Here is a 16,529-nt window from a genome sequence, read left to right on the forward strand (position 1 = left end):
TTCTGTAAGACGCGAGGGCCGATTAGAGCATTTAAGACGCTGTGTATTGCAGCGAGTGACAAATCGGGCAACAAAAAATCACTGATTGTCGCCGTTTGCACAAAGAAACTCGGCCTGAGCGCTCGAAACCGGTAACCTATGCAGCTGTTTTTTTGCATATCTTCGAGGTAGCACCCGTGTTTTCCCAATTCGCCCTGCACGAACGCCTGCTCAAAGCCGTGGCCGAGCTGAAATTTGTCGAGCCAACGCCAGTGCAAGCCGCGGCCATCCCGCTGGCGCTCCAGGGGCGTGATCTGCGGGTGACGGCGCAAACCGGTAGCGGCAAAACCGCCGCTTTCGTTCTGCCAATCCTCAATCGCCTGATCGGCCCGGCGAAGATTCGCGTCAGCATCAAGACGCTGATCCTGCTGCCGACCCGCGAACTGGCCCAGCAGACCTTGAAGGAAGTTGAACGCTTCGCGCAGTTCACCTTCATCAAGTCCGGCCTGATCACCGGCGGCGAAGACTTCAAGGTCCAGGCGGCAATGCTGCGCAAAGTGCCGGACATCCTCATCGGCACCCCGGGCCGGATGATCGAGCAACTCAACGCCGGTAACCTTGACCTCAAGGAAGTCGAAGTGCTGGTGCTCGACGAAGCCGACCGCATGCTCGACATGGGTTTCGCCGAAGACGTGCAGCGTCTGGTCGATGAATGCCCGAATCGTCAGCAGACCATGCTGTTCTCCGCCACCACCGGCGGTTCGGGTCTGCGCGAGATGATCGCCAAGGTCCTGAACAACCCGGAGCATTTGCAGCTCAACGCGGTCAGCCAGCTCAACTCGACCACCCGTCAGCAAATCATTACCGCCGACCACAATCAGCATAAAGAGCAGATTGTGAACTGGCTGCTGGCCAACGAGACCTACCAGAAGGCCATCGTCTTCACCAACACCCGCGCCATGGCCGACCGCATTTACGGCCGCCTGGTGGCGCAGGAATACAAGGCATTCGTGCTGCACGGCGAGAAAGACCAGAAGGATCGCAAACTGGCGATCGATCGTTTGAAGCAGGGCGGGGTGAAGATCCTCGTCGCGACCGACGTCGCGGCCCGTGGTCTGGACGTTGATGGTCTGGATCTGGTAATCAACTTCGACATGCCACGCAGCGGCGACGAGTACGTACATCGCATCGGTCGTACCGGCCGCGCCGGCAACGACGGTCTGGCGATCTCGCTGATCTGCCATGGCGACTGGAACCTGATGTCGAGCATCGAGCGCTACCTGAAGCAGAGCTTCGAGCGCCGCACCATCAAGGAAGTCAAAGGCACCTACGGCGGGCCGAAAAAGGTCAAGGCCTCGGGCAAAGCCGTCGGCGTGAAGAAGAAAAAGACCGACGCCAAAGGCGACAAGAAGAAAACTGCCGCCAAGACACCGACCAAGCGCAAGAGCGTCAACCGTCCGAAGCCGGATTCTCTGGTGAGCAGCGACGGTATGGCCCCGCTCAAGCGCCGCAAACCGGCCGAGCCTGCGGCTGAGTAAGCTCTAGCTGCGCGGATAAAAAAACCGGACATCGTCCGGTTTTTTTTCGCCTCAACTGTCGGCCTTCTTCTCTGCCGAACCCAGTTCCTTCAAGCGCTGATCGATCAACTGGCACTTGTCCGGCAGATCGGCGCTCGCCGTGTCCAGATCCATCTTCTGCAACTCGGCGTTGATCTCTTTGGCTTTTGCAGGATTCTGCTCGGTGAGCTTCGAGACTTCCTTGGCCAGTTGTTCGCGTTTGATCGTCGCCTCTTCCGGCGTGCAGGCCCAGACGGGCAGGGCGCAGGCAAGGGTGGCGGCGAGAGACAGCTTGATCAGGGTTTTCATGGGCAGGCCTCAGTTCCGGTTAAGGCAGACAAGCGGTTGAGGGCTGAAGCCTGGCAAAAGTTCAGAAACCATGACATCAACGTTGTTGCGCTCGATCGGCATGGCAGCAGCCCTGCTTCGGCGCACCGTCATACCGATCGTGATGCCGCACCCATTCCATGATCTCGTCCTCGTTGCGGCCCTTGGGTGTCAGATCAAGGTAGTGGTAAGCGCCAACCAGCATGTCCAGGCCGCGCGCGTAAGTTGAATAGGTGTGGAAAATCTCGCCTTGATCGTTGCGATAAAAAACGCTCAGCCCCGGCATTTCTTCCTCGGCGCTGTCGGTCTTTTCGTAGTTGTACGTAGCCTTGCCCTCAGCGACGTCTGCAGCCCGGGCGCAGACGCCGAAGTCGTAATTGAAATCGCAACCTTCTGACGACACCCAGTCGAACTTCCAGCCCATGCGTTTTTTGAACGGCTGAAACTCGCAGAACGGCGCGTGGGAAACGGCGACTACGGCAACGTCGTGGTGGGCCAGGTGCTGGTCGGCGCCGTCGATGTGGTCGCTGAGGAAAGAGCAGCCCGGGCAGCCTTCCTCCCAGCCCTTGGCGAACATGAAGTGGTAGATGATCAACTGGCTGTTCGTGCCGAATAGATCAATAAGCTTCAGCTCACCGTTCGGGCCCTGGAAGTGATAGTCCTTGTCTACTTTCACCCAAGGCAGAGCACGGCGCTCGGCGCTGAGGCGATCGCGTTCCCGGGTGAAGGCTTTTTCGTGGGCCAGATGCTGCTGACGGGCGGCGAGCCATTCTTGGCGTGATACCACCGGATGGTGCGTAACGTTCATGACCATGTCTCCTGCGGGTTGAACCGGCTGTTTCAGACTAGTCGTTCAACAGCCAGGGGAATCGACACACCGCCGGTCGGTCGGCGCATGAATATGCGGCTGAACGGCTGCGCAGCGCTTCGGTCACAACCTTGAACGCGGCACACATCACCCGCACCGGAGGTTGGATCAGGATGACGACTTATAACTGGGATTTGATTGAACGTTTGCTGCACGAAGTGCAGAACAGCGCTGGTCACAGCTTTGCCCCGCGCGCTTATGCCGAAGACCATGCAGCCGAGAAAGCCAGCGCTGGCGAGCCGATCGACAATCTCGATCACTTGAAAACCCTCGCCTGTGATTACGAGAAGCTCCTGCTTGAACGCGGATTCATCGAGCCGCGTCCGGATCATGAGGGCAGCACCGGCAACAATTTCATTCTCACGCCGCGCGGTTCCAGCCTGTTGAGCCTGATCGACAGCAGCATTCCGGGCAATGACCATCCGCGCCAGGTGCTGGATGAGCAGGAGGATGCGCTGGATGAGCTGACGTTTGATGAAGTGGCGTCAAAAGCCCAAATCGCCTGATTTTGTTGAAGGCCAGCTGAAAGGAAAGCTGTGGGAGCGGGCTTGCTCGCGAATACAGTCTGTCAGTGATATCTGGACTGCCTGACACACCGCATTCGCGAGCAAGCCCGTTCCCACATGCGAGCCGAGTGATCTCAGGATTTTTGTGCGGCTTTGAGACACTTCAGGTCATTGAAGTCTTTGCGTACCCCTTCGATCTTCTTCAGCAAGCGCTCACGCTGTTGCGGCGTGCTCTCGGCCATCAGGTCGACAAACAGCGCGCGCGCTTGAGCCTCAGTATTGGCGTAGGCCTTGCGGTAATCCGCTGTCCATAACTGCTCGCGGTTGACCAGAAGTGTCTCGATGCGTTGTGGGAATTCGGTACTTTTACGTTGCGCAACGGCCGCACTGAACTGTTGTTGCCAGTGCGCACGGTTGGCGATCCATTGGGTGTTTTGGTCGCCCAAGGCGTTGGTCCAGGCCACGACGCGTTGCTTCTGTGAGTCGCTGAGCGGACCCAGCCAGTCGTTCAGGCGTTTTTCCATGCGTTCGCCACGTTCCTTGATCTGCTGGGCCAGCGGCGGTTTCACGTATTCCTGCTGGCGTTTGCGCAAGTCCTTGGCGAAGGCGTCATTCATTTCCGCGACCTGTTTATCGTCCAGCCCCTGGAGCAACTCGATGGCCGATGGGGTAATTTCCCGGGCGGTGTCGGCGATGGCCTGTTTGGCTTCGGCGGTGCGCTCCTGGAGGGCGGCGTCGGTGACCTGATTGCTTTCGACCATGGCCTGTAAACGGTCGAGCCAGTCCAGGTAACCGGGTAACTGCGTGGTGCAGTGCCAGCTCAGGTGCTCCTTGAGCCGGTCGTTGAACCAGTCTTTCTGCTCGCCGTTCATGTCCACGTAGTCGCTTAGCGACCACGGGATAATCACATCGAGATTGCGGTAGGCCAGGCCTACGCGGCTGCAGGCGCCGAGGGCGAGGGTGAAGATCAGCAGGGTGGCAATCTGTTTGAACCAGCGAGACATGGGCAAATCCTTGCGAGAGCCTGGCGTCGGAAATCTGATTCTTATGTGATGCAGGATGCGCGCGGCAGTTCAGCCGATCAATAGAACGTGCGCACGGCCTTGAGGGTAACGAGGCCGTCGCACTCGCTGTTGTGCCCGGAATAGGCCGAGCAATCACTGCCGCTGAGGCTGGAGTCGCTGTAGATCAGATCAAGATCGACGCCCATGAAGGGGCGCGACAGTTTCACCGACCAGTCAGTGAAACTGCTGATGTAACCACCGTCCACCGCCGCCGGTGTATTCAATTGGTGCGTGGTGTATTTCATGCTCACGCCAATGCCGAACGGCTGATTGCCACTAAGGTCGGCAAACAAGGTGTTGTTCTGTTTATCCGGGTCGTTGCTCAGGGCGATGCCAAAGCGACTGCCGAGCAGGGTCAGGCCACCAAACAGCTCCTGGCTGTCGAGCGTGTCGAGGCGGGGATAGCTGTAATGGATCATCCCGACTTCATAGCCGAGCACCTGATCGAAAGGCTGCTTGAAGCCGACGTAGGAATCGATCTCGAGGTTCTTGCCCGGCGTGATGCCCATGCTCGGCGCGTACTGGCCGAAATACACGCCGCTGTCGTGGCTCAGATCGAGGCCGCCGTGGAACGAACCTACCGCCGCCGGTTTGACCAGGCCTTGGGCCATGCTGCGGCTGGGCGTGGTGCCGAGCTTGAGATCGAAGTCGCCCAGCTCACCCTGGAAAACCTGCGCGTGCGCGGCCGTGCCTGACAGCAGGCTGACGAACAATAAACAGGGAAATGGGCGCATGCGTCACTCCATGAACCGCGAGCGCAGGGCGAAGGCCTGCTGAAACGCTTGATCTAGACGCGTGCAAGGATACCGGCGAATGCGCGGCATTGATGGCCGTTCGTCGATTTTCAGGGATTTTGTTTGGAACGAAGGAGGGGGGCGTAATGCCAGTCCAGGCGCTTCGAAGCTCAAAGCGCCTCTGGACGGGGTGAAACCGGTATTACTTTTTGCCCAGGCTGATCTGCTTGGACGGGCCGAACGTCTGGCCACTGACGCCTTTGGCAATTTGCTGGATTTCGCCGCCGGACTTGAGGAACGCTGCGATCTGATCGTTGATCGATTCGCTGGTCTCAACGGCTGGAGCTGGCTTTGCTTTGCTGGTGGATGCTTTTACACGCATGGCGGCCATTAACCTGTAGAAAAGTAACTCGGCCAGGCATCGTACAGGAATAACTTGACAATAGCTTGGTAAATATCCCCCGGAATAATCAACCGCAGCGCTGCATTATTGCCGATCCGATATTTTGAATATGCCGCTAAGCTGCTGTTTTAAATAAGAACATTCGCTCCCGACGAGACAGCTTGGCGCACTCGCAAGCCGCTTGGCCGAACTGACGAGCGGCGCCTCACCGAGCACTGACCGAGGAAAATCAACACATTGACGCTGATCGGCCCGGTGCGAAGATGTGTCGCCCGCCGTTTGCGGGAAAAACGGGTAGAATGCCGCCCACGTATTGAGGGTTTCGGAAATGGCTTTAGTCGGGCGTTACAACAGTTTGCAAGTGGTTAAACACACTAACTTCGGTTTATATCTGGATGGCGGTGCCGATGGCGAAATTCTTTTGCCCAACCGTTATATCCCCAAAGATATTCCCAGCGAAGATGAAGACTGGCTCAACGTATTCATCTACCTGGACAGCGAAGACAAACTTCTCGCCACCACGGAAAAACCGAAAGTTCAGGTCGGCGAATTTGCCAGTCTGAAAGTGGTTGAAGTCAACAGCATCGGCGTATTCCTCGACTGGGGCTTGCCAAAGGATCTGTTGCTGCCGTACTCGGAAGAAAAGCGCCAGATGACCGCTGGCGAATATTGCGTGGTGCATGTCTACCTCGACAAACACACGCGCCGCATCACCGCCACCGCACGCCTCGATCGTTACCTGGACAAGACCCCGGCTACTTACAGCCCGGGCCAGGAAGTCGATCTGCTGGTGGCCGAGGCCACCGACATGGGCTTCAAGGCGATCATCAACAACAAGCATTGGGGTCTGATTCACAAGAACGAGATCTTCAAGTTCATGCGTTCGGGGATGCGCGAGAAAGGTTTCATCAAGGAAGTGCGCGCCGATGGCAAGATCAGCCTGAGCCTGCAACCGGTTGGCCAGGAAGCGGCCAGCAGCCTGAGTTCAAAGATCCTTGGCAAGTTGCGTGAAAACGATGGCACCCTGGCAGTCAGTGACAAGAGTGATCCGGCGTTGATCAGCAGCCTGTTCGGCGTCAGCAAGGGCAATTTCAAGAAAGCCATCGGCTCGCTGTACAAGGAAGGCAAGATCGTCATTCACGCCGATCGCATTGAACTAACCTGACTCCCCGCAGGCCCATGGTAGGAGCTGCCGAAGGCTGCGATCTTTTGATCTTGATCTTGCAAATCGGCGGCTCCCACATCTAAGGGGGGGTGAGCCAATGAAAAAGGCGCTGATCGCATACGTCTCGACGCTACTGACGTTTCTTCTGCTCGACGGTATCTGGCTCGGGCTATTGATGGCGCCGACCTATCGCGAACTGCTCGGTTCGCTGATGCTGGAAAAACCGCTGCTGTTGCCCGCAGCGGTTTTTTATTGCCTGTACGTTATCGGCTGCGTGGCGTTTGTGGTGTTGCCGGCGCTGAGCTGGCAGCGGGCGGCGAAGCTGGGTGCGCTGTTGGGGCTGGTGGCCTATGGCACCTATGACCTGACCAATTGGGCGACCCTGCGCGAGTGGTCGGTGCAGGTGAGTTTGATGGATTGGGCGTGGGGAACGGTGGCGACTGCAGTTGCTTGCACGGTGGGTTATTTGGTGGCGAAGCGGTTTGCGTGAGCGGGTCCGGCAGTTGTGTCGGCAATGCTGGCCTCTTCGCGACCAAGCCCGCTCCCACAATGAATTCCCGTCGTTCACAAATTCCACTTCCACCACAAATCCCCTGTGGGAGCGGGCTTGCTCGCGAATGACGGCGCAGCCGGCGGCCATTGAGCGCTGACGCCGCTGACCAAATAAAGGTCTTTTCCAGACGGCTTTTTCCCCGCATCTGATTGATAATCCCCGGCACTGTTTCCTGACCAATGGATGGCCTGCCATGTTGTGTGTATACGAGGTGTTGCGGTGAGTGCCGAGCGGCGCAATGCCGACGGGTTTGCCCTGCAAGTGATGATCGGCCTGTGCCTGATCTGGGGTGTGCAGCAAGTCCTGATCAAATGGGCGGCGACGGACATCGCGCCGGTGATGCAAGCGGCGGGGCGTTCAGGAATCTCGGCGTTGCTGGTCGGTTTGCTGATCTGCTGGAAGGGCGGCTGGGATCAGGTCGGCAGCACTTGGCGCGGCGGCTTGCTGGCCGGTGCGCTGTTTGGTCTGGAGTTCCTGTTCATCGCCGAAGGTCTGCAACTGACCACCGCCGCGCACATGTCGGTATTTCTCTATACCGCGCCGATTTTCACAGCGCTGGGCGTGCATTTTCTGCTGGCCAGTGAGCGCCTGCGACCGTTGCAATGGCTGGGGATTCTGCTGGCCTTCATCGGCATCGCGATTGCCTTCGCCGGTGGGGTGTCGTGGGACAACCTTGATCGGCGCATGCTGCTGGGCGATGCCTTCGGCGTGCTGGCGGGCGCCTGTTGGGGCGCGACGACTGTCGTGGTGCGTGCCTCGCGATTGTCCGAAGCACCGGTAACGCTGACCCTGTTTTATCAATTGATGGTCGGTTTCATCGGCCTGCTGTTGATCGCGTTGTTCAGTGGCCAGATCACCCATGTCAGTCTGACCACGGTGGCGGTGGCCAGCGTGCTGTTTCAGGGCCTGGTGGTGTCGTTCTTCAGTTACCTGGTGTGGTTCTGGCTGCTGCGCCGTTATCTGGCGGCGAACCTTGCGGTGTTCTCGTTCATGACGCCGTTGTTCGGCGTGACCTTCGGCGTGCTGCTGCTCGGCGAAGAACTGAGTGTGAATTTCATCATCGGCGCTGTGCTGGTGCTGCTCGGCATCACTTTCGTCAGCGCCGAGCAGTGGTTGCGTCGGCGTTTGCGCAAGGCGCTGGGTCAGTAGCCTTGGCCTGGATCGCCAGCGCGCCGGCCGCCAGCAGGCCTGCGCCGGCGATCAGCAGCGCCGGCTGCAGACCGCCGCTGAAATGGCTGCTCAGCGCCGCCAGCAACGGACCGCAGAGCTGGCCGACGGCGAAGCACGCGGTGAGCATGCCGGCATTACGCTGAATGGCGTGGGGCGCCAGTTCCCGCGAGCGCTGCATGACCAGTTGCATGCAGGCCAGAAATGGCGTGCCGCAAAGCATCACACCCAGCGCCAGGCCGAGGCCGCTGCCCAGCAGACAGGCGAACACACCGGCCGCTTGCAGCCACAACGTCGCCATCAGCCAGTGCCGCGTGGTCTCGGGATCATGTCGGCGCAAGCTCACCAACCACACTCCGATCGCCGCGCCGAGGCCAAAGCAGGGCCAGAACAGATCGGCCTGCCATTGGCCATGAAATTGCGCATTAGCCATCTGCGCCAGGAAGGTCGCCGGAATGATGTAACCGACGCCGTACAGCGCATACACCAGCGCCAGCCGGCCGATGCCTCGGCTGGCTGATGTTGCGGGAGCGATCGCCGTCTTCGTGACCGCCGTGGGCTGCGGCAACAACCGCCAGACGCTTAGCATCATCAGCAACGCGGCGGCCGCATAAATCAGCCACAGGGTTGCCGATGTCTGCTGCAAACGATGTGAGACCAGCGCCAGCAACCCTGTCAGAAAAATCCCCATGCCCGGTCCGGCAAAAACCAGAGCCCCCCAGCGCGGACGACCCGCTGCCGCCGCCAGCGGCTGGCTGAGCGAAGTGATCATCACCAGCACCCAGGCGCTCGCCACACCGGTACCAAAGCGCAGCAGCAGGTGCGACCAGAAACCGTTCGCCCAGAACGACGCCAAAGTCAGCAGCACGCACAGCCACAACCCACCATGCAGACGTCGCTGCACTTGTTGCGGACGCTGCGCGAGCATCGCATCCAGCGCACCAAGCAGATAGCCGAGGTAGTTGGCCGCCGCAATCAGACCGGCGGCGGTGAGGTCGATCTGCCCTTCACTGAGCAGGTGCGGCATCTGTGGCGTCAAGGCGAAACGGCCGATGCCCATCGCCATCATCAGGGCAACAAAACAGGCGGATAAACGTGTCAGCGGCGACATGGTCGGGCTTCCTGCAAAGGAACAATGACCGTCAGGCTAGGATCGATTGACTTTCTTTAAAATTGAATAATAGTGAGCAACTTGTTCTGTTGAGGAGAAAGCAGATGGAGTTCAGCCAACTGCGGATTTTTCAGGCAGTCGCCGAGGAAGGCTCGATTACCCGCGCCGCCGAGCGCCTGCATCGCGTGCCCTCGAATCTGTCGACCCGCCTGAAACAGCTCGAAGAGCAGTTAGGCGTAGAGCTATTCGTCCGCGAACGGCAGCGCTTGCAGTTGTCGCCGGCGGGCAAGGTGTTGCTCGACTACACCGGCAAACTCTTTGCGCTGCGCGATCAAGCCAGCGCGGCGGTGATGGGCGGGCAACCGGCCGGCGATTTCGTGCTGGGCACCATGTACAGCACGGCGGCGATCCATCTGCCGGCGTTGCTGGCGCGGTATCACAAGCAATACCCGATGGTGAATTTGCAAGTCCAATCGGCGCCGACCGGGGAATTGCTCGAAGGGTTGCTCACCGGCCGCCTCGACGCCGCATTGGTCGACGGCCCGCTGGAACTGGCCGGGCTCGATGGCGTGCCGTTGTGCGAGGAGCGCTTGGTGTTGATCACGGAAATCGATCATCCGCCGGTACGCAGCGCGCGGGACGTGGAAGGGCGTTCGGTGTTCACCTTTCGTCAGGGCTGTTCATATCGCATGCGCTTGGAAGCGTGGTTTTCTCATTATCACGCGGCGATGGGCCGGCCGATGGAGATCGAGTCGTATCAGGGCATGCTCGCCTGCGTGATCGCCGGCAGCGGTGTGGCGTTGATGGCCGAGTCGATGCTCGCCAGCCTGCCAGGTCGTGAGAGCGTTGCGGTGCACCCGCTCGCCGAGCCTTTCGCGGGTGCGACAACGTGGCTCATGTGGCGCAAGGGCATGGCCGGGGCCAACCTGAATGCCTGGATCGACGTGCAGCAAGCGGTCTATCCCGTGGCTTTGAATGAAGTGCGTGAAACAGCATGAACCAATGGCCACAGATCCTGTTCAATTCAGTAACAGATCATTGCGGATTTGGCCGAGCATTGCGTAGGACTTCGGACTATTATCAGTGCGAAGCGGCCTCAGAATTCCGGTCGCTCAGCACCACCCTGAAGGGGGCATGACGATGAAAGAGAAAATTCAGAACTGGCTGCACGATTTGGGTGTTGCGCTCGGCTTGATCGAACCGCCAATGCAACCTGTGCCGATCCGCACCGATGACGAGCAGCGCCGCCGCCAGCCACGTCGCCGTTAATACCAGCGATCAGAGATTTCAAGATCGCAGCCGTCGGCAGTTTCTACAAAGTGTAGGGGCTGCCGAAGGCTGCGATCTTTTGTTTTTTATCAGGCAAAAAAACGGGTGTGGCTACCGACGCCACACCCGCTGAAGAAAGCATCAAGTCGTTACACCAAGTTCAGATCGCAGGCGCCACAGCCGCCGGGCGCGGCGAGAACAGACTGACCAGCACGAAGCTCACCAGGCTGACACCGAGGCTGTAATAGATCGGCGTATTCGCGTCCATGCCGTCCTTGACCATGAACACCAGCGCAGTGATGAAGCCCAGCGTCATCGCACTGATAGCACCAGCGGTGGTCGCGCGTTTCCAGAAGATCGCGCCCATCAGCGGAACCAGCATGCCGCCGACCAACAGGTTGTAAGCCAGCGTCAGTGCACTGATCACGTCATTGACCACCAGAGCGATGCCCAGCACCGCCACCCCGGTAAGCAGGGTGAACAGACGGCTGACGGCGACGTTCGACTGTTTGCCGCCACGCAGTTTCGGCAGCAGGTCTTCGGTCAGCGTGGTGGAGGCGGCGAGCAGTCCGGCGCTGGCGGTGGACATCATCGCCGCCAATGCAGCAGCGATCACCAGGCCACGGATGCCGTCAGGCAGCGAGACTTTGACGATGGCGGCGAAGGCGTTGTTGACGTTGTCCAGATCCGGAATCAGCACATGCGCGGCCATGCCGATCAGCGCGCAAACCAGACCGTAGATGATGCAGTAGATCCCGGCCGAGGTGCCGGCGTACCTGGCGACCTTCTCGCTTTTGGCAGTGAACACGCGCTGCCAGATGTCCTGGCCGATGAGGATGCCGAAGAAGTAGATCATGAAGTAGGTGATGATCGTGTCCCAGCCGATGCTGGTGAAGTTGAAGCTGGCCGCCGGCAATTGCGCGACCAGTTGATCCCAGCCACCGACGCGGTACAGGCAAATCGGCAACAGCAGGAACATCAGGCCGACGGTCTGGATGCCGAACTGGACGATGTCGGTCAGGGTCAGCGACCACATGCCGCCAATCGTCGAATAGATCACCACGATACCGCCGCCCAGCAACACCGAAATCCAGAACGGCAGGCCGAACAACACTTGCAGCACGGTGCCGATCGCCAGGATCGAGGTCACGCCGATCATCAACGCGTAAGCAAGCATGATGGTTGCGCTGGCGGTGCGGGCCATCGGGTTGTAGCGCTTTTCCAGCACCTGGGTGACGGTGAATACCTTCAGCTTCAGTAGCGGTTTGGCGAGGAACAGGTTCAGCGCGACGATCCCGCAACCCAGTGCCGCGCACAGCCAGAACCCGGAGATGCCATGCACGTAACCCAGCCGCACGGTGCCGACGGTGGACGCGCCACCGAGGACGGTCGCCGCCATGGTGCCCATGTACAGCGAAGGCCCAAGATTACGCCCGGCAACCAGATAGTCTTCATGGGTCTTGGCCTTGCGCATGCCGTAGTAGCCGAGTATCAGCATCGCAGCGGCATAGATGAGTACGACGAATAAATCCAAAGCCATGATGGCGTGTCTCCAATTGTCTTTTTTATGGTGAGGCTGAGTTCAGATCCCGGTGGGAGAGGGCTTGCTCGCGAAAGCGGTGGGTCAGTCACATCAATGGTGGATGTGCTGCCGTCTTCGCGGGCAAGCCCGCTCTTACGGGTTCGAACTGCATCAGGCGGCCTGACGCAGTTCGGGTTTTATGGCGGCTTCGCTGCGCACATCCTTCGGCCCGAACACTTCTGCAGGTTCGGGAAACAGGCGCAACAGCGTCAGATACACCACCGACGCCAGGCCCAGGGTCACCGGCAAACTGACGTCGATGCCGCCGGCCAGTTCGCCCAGCGGGCCGACGAAGTGCCCCGGCAGGTTGACGAAGCACAGGCCCACCAGCGCACTCGGAATCCATGCGCCGAGACCGCGCCAGTTCCAGCCGTGGTTGAACCAGTAGCGTCCGCCCTGTTCGCCGCGGGTGAACACTTGCAGATCATCCGGGCAATAGAAGCCGCGCCGCACCAGCAGGCCGATGATCATGATCACCATCCACGGCGTGGTGCAGGTGATGATCAGCACGGCGAAGGTCGACACGCTCTGCACCAGGTTCGCAGCAAAACGGCCGATGAAGATGAAGGCAATCGACAGCACGCCGATCAGCAACGTCGCCTTGACCCGCGACAACACGCGCGGGAACACGCTGGACATGTCCAGCCCGGTGCCATACAGCGACGTGGTGCCGGTGGACATGCCGCCGATCACCGCAATCAGGCACACCGGCAGGAAGAACCAGCTCGGCGATACGGCCAGCAAGCCGCCGACATAGTTGTTTGCGGCGATGTAGTCCGGTGCCTTGATCGCGACGATGGTCGCGGTAGCGAGGCCGAACAGAAACGGGATCAACGTTGCCAGTTGCGCGGCGATCACCGCCAGCATGATCCGGCCTTTGGGTGTCTCACGCGGGATGTAGCGGGACCAGTCGCCGAGGAACGCGCCGAAGGAAATCGGGTTGCTCATCGCCACCAGCGCTGCGCCGATGAACGCTGCCCAGAACCCGGCCTGACCCAGCGCCACGCTGCCGGCGTACTGGCTGTCGAAGGCAGGGGCGAAGGCGAAGATACCCAGCAGGAACAACAGGCTCGCGGCCCAAACGGCGATGCGGTTGACCCACAGCATGATGCGGAAACCGTAGATGCACACGGTCAACACCAGCAGCGCGAACAGACCGTAGGCCAGGCCCAGGGTCAGGTCGGTTTCCGGCAAATCAACCAGGCGTTTGGCGCCGCCGACCAGCGCATCACCCGAGCTCCAGACTGACAGCGAGAAGAACGCAATCGCCGTCAGCAACGACAGGAACGAACCGACGATCCGCCCGTGCACGCCGAAGTGCGCACCGGAAGACACGGCGTTGTTGGTGCCGTTGAGCGGGCCGAACAGGCCCATCGGCGCGAGAATCAGCGCACCCACCACTACACCCAGAACAATCGTCCAGACACCGGCCTGAAACGACAGACCGAACAGCACCGGAAAACTGCCCAGCACAGCGGTGGCAAACGTATTGGCGCCGCCGAAGATCAAGCGAAACAGGTCGCTGGGTCGGGCGTCGCGCTCATGATCCGGGATCTGTTCGACCCCGTTTGTTTCGATGCTGCTAAGGCTTTTTTCGTTGTTGTTGTTATTCATGATCTGCTCCGATCATCAGGCGCGCTCATCGTGCGTGAGCGTCACCATTGGCTAAGGGGGTGGCAGCCCTTCCGGCATTGCGGACAAATGTTCGTGACAGGCCAGCCATAGGCCTTGTTGTTCTAGGCTCGACGCTTGTTTGCGGAAAACAATCGTCTCGCGCTCCTGGCTGAAGTGTTGCTCCCCTTGCATGCGCAGCTCGGTGGCCACGTCATGGATGAAAATCGCCACGTCACCCTGCAGGCTGACAAAGGCGTTGCTCGAGGTGCACGACAGCACCTCGAAACCATCCTCGGCGCGCCAGCGATCCCACAACGCCTGATAGGCATCGCGCGACAGCAGTGGCTGTTCGAGGGTGTAGAAAACGAAGCTCGCATCGGCGCTGAATGCACCGAAGTAAGCTTCGCGATCGTTACGCGCAAACGCGGCAACCAACTCGGCGGCCGCGTGCAAAACCTGATCACGTGCGTGCATGACCGGCCCCTCAGCGGTGAACCACGCCAGGCAGTACGCAGAGCATTTCGTACAGCAGGTTGGCGGCCAGCAGCGAGGTATTGCCGGTGGTGTCGTAAGCGGGCGAGACTTCTACCAGATCGCAGCCGATCAGGTCGAGGCCCTGACAGCCACGGACGATTTCAATCGCCTGAATGGTGGTCAGCCCGCCGATTTCCGGGGTGCCGGTGCCGGGCGCCCAGGCCGGGTCGATGCCGTCGATGTCGAAACTCAGATACACCGGACCGCCACCGACTTTTTCGCGCACTTCGGCCATCAGCGGCGCCAGCGACTTGTGCCAGCACTCTTCGGCCTGGACCACGCGAAAGCCCTGGTCGCGACTCCAGTTGAAGTCGTCAGCGGTGTAACCCTGCGCACGCAAACCGATCTGTACCACGCGGTTGCAATCGAGCAGACCTTCTTCGACGGCGCGACGGAACGTGGTGCCGTGGGCGATTTTCTCACCGAACATGTGGTCGTTGACGTCAGCGTGCGCATCGATGTGCACCAGACCAACCTTGCCGTGCTTCTTATGAATCGCACGCAGGATCGGCAGGGTGATGGTGTGGTCGCCGCCCAGGGTCATCGGAATGACGTTGTGCTCGAGGATGTTGTCGTAGGCTTCTTCGATAATGCGCACGGCGTCGAGCAGGTTGAAGGTGTTGATCGCCACGTCACCGATATCGGCCACCGACAGCGAGTCGAACGGCGCGGCGCCGGTGGCCATGTTGTACGGACGGATCATCACCGATTCGGTGCGGATGTCGCGCGGCCCGAAGCGAGTGCCGGGGCGCAGTGAAGTGCCGATGTCCAGCGGCACGCCAACGAAGGCAGCGTCCAGACCGGCAGCGGTAGGTACATGGGGAAGTCGGAGCATGGTGGCGATGCCGCCGAAGCGCGGCATTTCGTTGCCGCCCAGTGGTTGGTGAAGAATCTTGTCCACGGGTAGGGCCTCATCGTCTTTGTTTTATTTATGCCGGCGCGCCGTGCAGCACAGGTTCGGACGCCGCTGTGGGGCCGATGATGCGAAATGTAGTGGCGGGGAAGAATCGCTACGGGCAAAAACTTAGTTCAGATTTTTCTAAACTAATGCCGAGGCCGGGGATAGACTCTTACGTATCGAAATATCCCTGTAGGAGCTGCCGAAGGCTGCGATCTTTCGATTTTGACCCTATAAACAAAGATCAAAAGATCGCCGCCTTCGGCAGCTCCTACAGGGGAGAAGTCCGATGTTTGGAGAGCCGCATGGCCAACGCTTTACCCGACCTGAAACTCCTGCGCATCTTCGTCAGCGTCGTGCGCCATCAGGGTTTTGCCAATGCGCAGCAGGAACTCAACCTGTCGACCTCGGCGATCAGCACTTACATGAGCCAGCTCGAAGCCGCGTTGGGTCTGGTGCTGTGCCATCGCGGGCGTGGCGGGTTCAGCCTGACCAGCAAGGGCGAGCTGTTCCATCAGGAAACCCTGCGCCTGCTCGCCGAGCTCGAAGGCTTCGAGCAATACGCCGCCGCGCTCAAGGGCGAACTGCGCGGCACGCTCAATCTGGGGGTGATCGATTCCACGGTCAGCGACAAGGCCCTGCCATTTGCCGAAGCCATCGGCGCTTACAGTCAAGAGCACCCGGCGGTGCATTTGCACCTGTCAGTGATGAGCCCTTATGAATTGCAACTCGGCGTGCAGGACAATCGCCTCGATCTGGCCATCGGTGCGTTTTCCACGCGCATGAGCGGTCTGGTCTATATGCCGCTGTACCGCGAGCAGCACTGGCTGTATTGCAGCAGCCGCCATCCATTGTTCAACGAGCGGCGCATCCCCGAGCAGGTCATCACTCAGCAACGCATGGTCGGGCGCGGCTACTGGAGCCAGGCGGAACTGGCCCGGCACGGTTTCAAACACAGCGCCGCGACCGTGGAAAGCATGGAAGCTCAGCTGATTCTGGTGCTCTCCGGCGCGTACATCGGTTATCTGCCGGAACACTACGCGCAGGCCTGGGCCGACAAGGGTGATCTGCGTGTTTTGCTGCCGGCGACCTTCGGTTATCAGGCGCCGTTTTCGATGATCATGCGCAGGGGCCGCAGTCGCGAGCCGCTGATCCAGACCTTTCGCGATTTGCTCAAAGCGCAATTGAATCAGGCGTAA

18 protein-coding genes are annotated in these 16,529 nt (G+C 59.8%); 8 read left to right on the forward strand and 10 right to left on the reverse strand.

Annotated elements, in window-relative coordinates; genetic code table 11:
• Positions 1-176 precede the first annotated feature (176 nt).
• Positions 177-1,517 carry a DEAD/DEAH box helicase gene (locus CXF97_RS11355; RefSeq protein ID WP_039761006.1) on the forward strand — a complete coding sequence of 447 codons (1,341 nt, stop codon included), beginning with the start codon at positions 177-179 and terminating at the stop codon, positions 1,515-1,517.
• Between the two features lie 51 nt (positions 1,518-1,568).
• Here the strand turns inward: CXF97_RS11355 and CXF97_RS11360 are convergent, their stop codons facing one another.
• The gene (locus CXF97_RS11360; protein WP_101158575.1) at positions 1,569-1,844 is read right to left on the reverse strand and encodes a hypothetical protein; all 276 of its coding nucleotides are present in this window, start codon (positions 1,842-1,844) and stop codon (positions 1,569-1,571) included.
• A gap of 76 nt (positions 1,845-1,920) precedes the next feature.
• A complete protein-coding gene (locus tag CXF97_RS11365) occupies positions 1,921-2,670 on the reverse strand; it encodes a thioredoxin family protein (RefSeq protein WP_101158576.1) in 750 nt (249 codons plus the stop codon).
• Between the two features lie 173 nt (positions 2,671-2,843).
• Here CXF97_RS11365 and CXF97_RS11370 point away from each other — a divergent pair, with 173 nt between their 5' ends.
• The gene (locus CXF97_RS11370) at positions 2,844-3,236 is read left to right on the forward strand and encodes a transcriptional regulator (RefSeq protein WP_101158577.1); all 393 of its coding nucleotides are present in this window, start codon (positions 2,844-2,846) and stop codon (positions 3,234-3,236) included.
• A gap of 134 nt (positions 3,237-3,370) precedes the next feature.
• Here CXF97_RS11370 and CXF97_RS11375 read toward each other — a convergent pair whose 3' ends face one another.
• The 3 genes from CXF97_RS11375 to CXF97_RS11385 form a co-directional block, all read right to left on the reverse strand.
• Positions 3,371-4,240, reverse strand: coding sequence for a DUF6279 family lipoprotein (locus CXF97_RS11375; RefSeq protein ID WP_101158578.1), 870 nt, complete (start codon positions 4,238-4,240; stop codon positions 3,371-3,373).
• Positions 4,241-4,317: 77 nt separating this feature from the next.
• Positions 4,318-5,034, reverse strand: a complete 717-nt coding sequence (locus CXF97_RS11380) for a TorF family putative porin (protein ID WP_101158579.1) — start codon at positions 5,032-5,034, stop codon at positions 4,318-4,320.
• A gap of 202 nt (positions 5,035-5,236) precedes the next feature.
• Positions 5,237-5,425, reverse strand: coding sequence for a hypothetical protein (locus CXF97_RS11385; RefSeq protein WP_016985943.1), 189 nt, complete (start codon positions 5,423-5,425; stop codon positions 5,237-5,239).
• A 340-nt stretch (positions 5,426-5,765) separates the two neighbouring features.
• On the opposite strand from CXF97_RS11385, the gene CXF97_RS11390 reads away from it, so the two are divergent.
• The 3 genes from CXF97_RS11390 to CXF97_RS11400 all read left to right on the forward strand — a co-directional run bounded on the left by CXF97_RS11390 (position 5,766) and on the right by CXF97_RS11400 (position 8,304).
• Positions 5,766-6,602 (forward strand): S1 RNA-binding domain-containing protein, encoded by an 837-nt coding sequence (locus CXF97_RS11390; protein ID WP_016771157.1) that lies wholly within the window; start codon positions 5,766-5,768, stop codon positions 6,600-6,602.
• A 97-nt stretch (positions 6,603-6,699) separates the two neighbouring features.
• Positions 6,700-7,092, forward strand: coding sequence for a DUF2177 family protein (locus CXF97_RS11395; protein ID WP_101158580.1), 393 nt, complete (start codon positions 6,700-6,702; stop codon positions 7,090-7,092).
• A 282-nt stretch (positions 7,093-7,374) separates the two neighbouring features.
• A complete protein-coding gene (locus tag CXF97_RS11400) occupies positions 7,375-8,304 on the forward strand; it encodes a DMT family transporter (protein WP_101158581.1) in 930 nt (309 codons plus the stop codon).
• Here the strand turns inward: CXF97_RS11400 and CXF97_RS11405 are convergent.
• Positions 8,252-9,433, reverse strand: coding sequence for an MFS transporter (locus CXF97_RS11405; RefSeq protein ID WP_101158582.1), 1,182 nt, complete (start codon positions 9,431-9,433; stop codon positions 8,252-8,254). The two genes, CXF97_RS11400 and CXF97_RS11405, sit on opposite strands and share 53 nt — an antisense overlap.
• A 104-nt stretch (positions 9,434-9,537) precedes the next feature.
• Here CXF97_RS11405 and CXF97_RS11410 point away from each other — a divergent pair, with 104 nt between their 5' ends.
• Positions 9,538-10,431, forward strand: a complete 894-nt coding sequence (locus CXF97_RS11410) for a LysR family transcriptional regulator (RefSeq protein WP_101158583.1) — start codon at positions 9,538-9,540, stop codon at positions 10,429-10,431.
• A 142-nt stretch (positions 10,432-10,573) separates the two neighbouring features.
• Positions 10,574-10,702 carry a PA1414 family protein gene (locus tag CXF97_RS28440; protein ID WP_003198971.1) on the forward strand — a complete coding sequence of 43 codons (129 nt, stop codon included), beginning with the start codon at positions 10,574-10,576 and terminating at the stop codon, positions 10,700-10,702.
• Between the two features lie 160 nt (positions 10,703-10,862).
• Here CXF97_RS28440 and CXF97_RS11415 read toward each other — a convergent pair whose 3' ends face one another.
• The 4 genes from CXF97_RS11415 to speB all read right to left on the reverse strand — a co-directional run bounded on the left by CXF97_RS11415 (position 10,863) and on the right by speB (position 15,333).
• Positions 10,863-12,242, reverse strand: coding sequence for a sodium:solute symporter (locus tag CXF97_RS11415; RefSeq protein ID WP_101158584.1), 1,380 nt, complete (start codon positions 12,240-12,242; stop codon positions 10,863-10,865).
• A gap of 153 nt (positions 12,243-12,395) precedes the next feature.
• Positions 12,396-13,898, reverse strand: a complete 1,503-nt coding sequence (locus CXF97_RS11420) for a cytosine permease (protein WP_101158585.1) — start codon at positions 13,896-13,898, stop codon at positions 12,396-12,398.
• A gap of 51 nt (positions 13,899-13,949) precedes the next feature.
• Entirely contained in the window at positions 13,950-14,372 is a 423-nt protein-coding gene (locus CXF97_RS11425; protein WP_101158586.1) for a nuclear transport factor 2 family protein, read from the reverse strand.
• A 10-nt stretch (positions 14,373-14,382) separates the two neighbouring features.
• On the reverse strand, positions 14,383-15,333 hold the full coding sequence (gene speB, locus CXF97_RS11430; RefSeq protein ID WP_101158587.1) for an agmatinase: 951 nt from the start codon (positions 15,331-15,333) through the stop codon (positions 14,383-14,385).
• A 302-nt stretch (positions 15,334-15,635) separates the two neighbouring features.
• On the opposite strand from speB, the gene CXF97_RS11435 reads away from it, so the two are divergent.
• A complete protein-coding gene (locus CXF97_RS11435; RefSeq protein WP_007956593.1) occupies positions 15,636-16,529 on the forward strand; it encodes a LysR family transcriptional regulator in 894 nt (297 codons plus the stop codon).

The sequence above is a fragment of the Pseudomonas sp. Choline-02u-1 genome, assembly GCF_002836515.1.
Taxonomy (GTDB): Bacteria; Pseudomonadota; Gammaproteobacteria; order Pseudomonadales; family Pseudomonadaceae; genus Aquipseudomonas.

Coding starts and splice junctions, on each gene's coding strand:
- CXF97_RS11360 (WP_101158575.1), bottom strand. CDS start 1,844: ATGAAAACCCTGATCAAGCTGTCTCTCGCCGCCACCCTTGCCTGCGCC.
- CXF97_RS11365 (WP_101158576.1), bottom strand. CDS start 2,670: ATGAACGTTACGCACCATCCGGTGGTATCACGCCAAGAATGGCTCGCC.
- CXF97_RS11370 (WP_101158577.1), top strand. CDS start 2,844: ATGACGACTTATAACTGGGATTTGATTGAACGTTTGCTGCACGAAGTG.
- CXF97_RS11375 (WP_101158578.1), bottom strand. CDS start 4,240: ATGTCTCGCTGGTTCAAACAGATTGCCACCCTGCTGATCTTCACCCTC.
- CXF97_RS11380 (WP_101158579.1), bottom strand. CDS start 5,034: ATGCGCCCATTTCCCTGTTTATTGTTCGTCAGCCTGCTGTCAGGCACG.
- CXF97_RS11385 (WP_016985943.1), bottom strand. CDS start 5,425: ATGGCCGCCATGCGTGTAAAAGCATCCACCAGCAAAGCAAAGCCAGCT.
- CXF97_RS11390 (WP_016771157.1), top strand. CDS start 5,766: ATGGCTTTAGTCGGGCGTTACAACAGTTTGCAAGTGGTTAAACACACT.
- CXF97_RS11395 (WP_101158580.1), top strand. CDS start 6,700: ATGAAAAAGGCGCTGATCGCATACGTCTCGACGCTACTGACGTTTCTT.
- CXF97_RS11405 (WP_101158582.1), bottom strand. CDS start 9,433: ATGTCGCCGCTGACACGTTTATCCGCCTGTTTTGTTGCCCTGATGATG.
- CXF97_RS11410 (WP_101158583.1), top strand. CDS start 9,538: ATGGAGTTCAGCCAACTGCGGATTTTTCAGGCAGTCGCCGAGGAAGGC.
- CXF97_RS28440 (WP_003198971.1), top strand. CDS start 10,574: ATGAAAGAGAAAATTCAGAACTGGCTGCACGATTTGGGTGTTGCGCTC.
- CXF97_RS11415 (WP_101158584.1), bottom strand. CDS start 12,242: ATGGCTTTGGATTTATTCGTCGTACTCATCTATGCCGCTGCGATGCTG.
- CXF97_RS11420 (WP_101158585.1), bottom strand. CDS start 13,898: ATGAATAACAACAACAACGAAAAAAGCCTTAGCAGCATCGAAACAAAC.
- CXF97_RS11425 (WP_101158586.1), bottom strand. CDS start 14,372: ATGCACGCACGTGATCAGGTTTTGCACGCGGCCGCCGAGTTGGTTGCC.
- CXF97_RS11435 (WP_007956593.1), top strand. CDS start 15,636: ATGGCCAACGCTTTACCCGACCTGAAACTCCTGCGCATCTTCGTCAGC.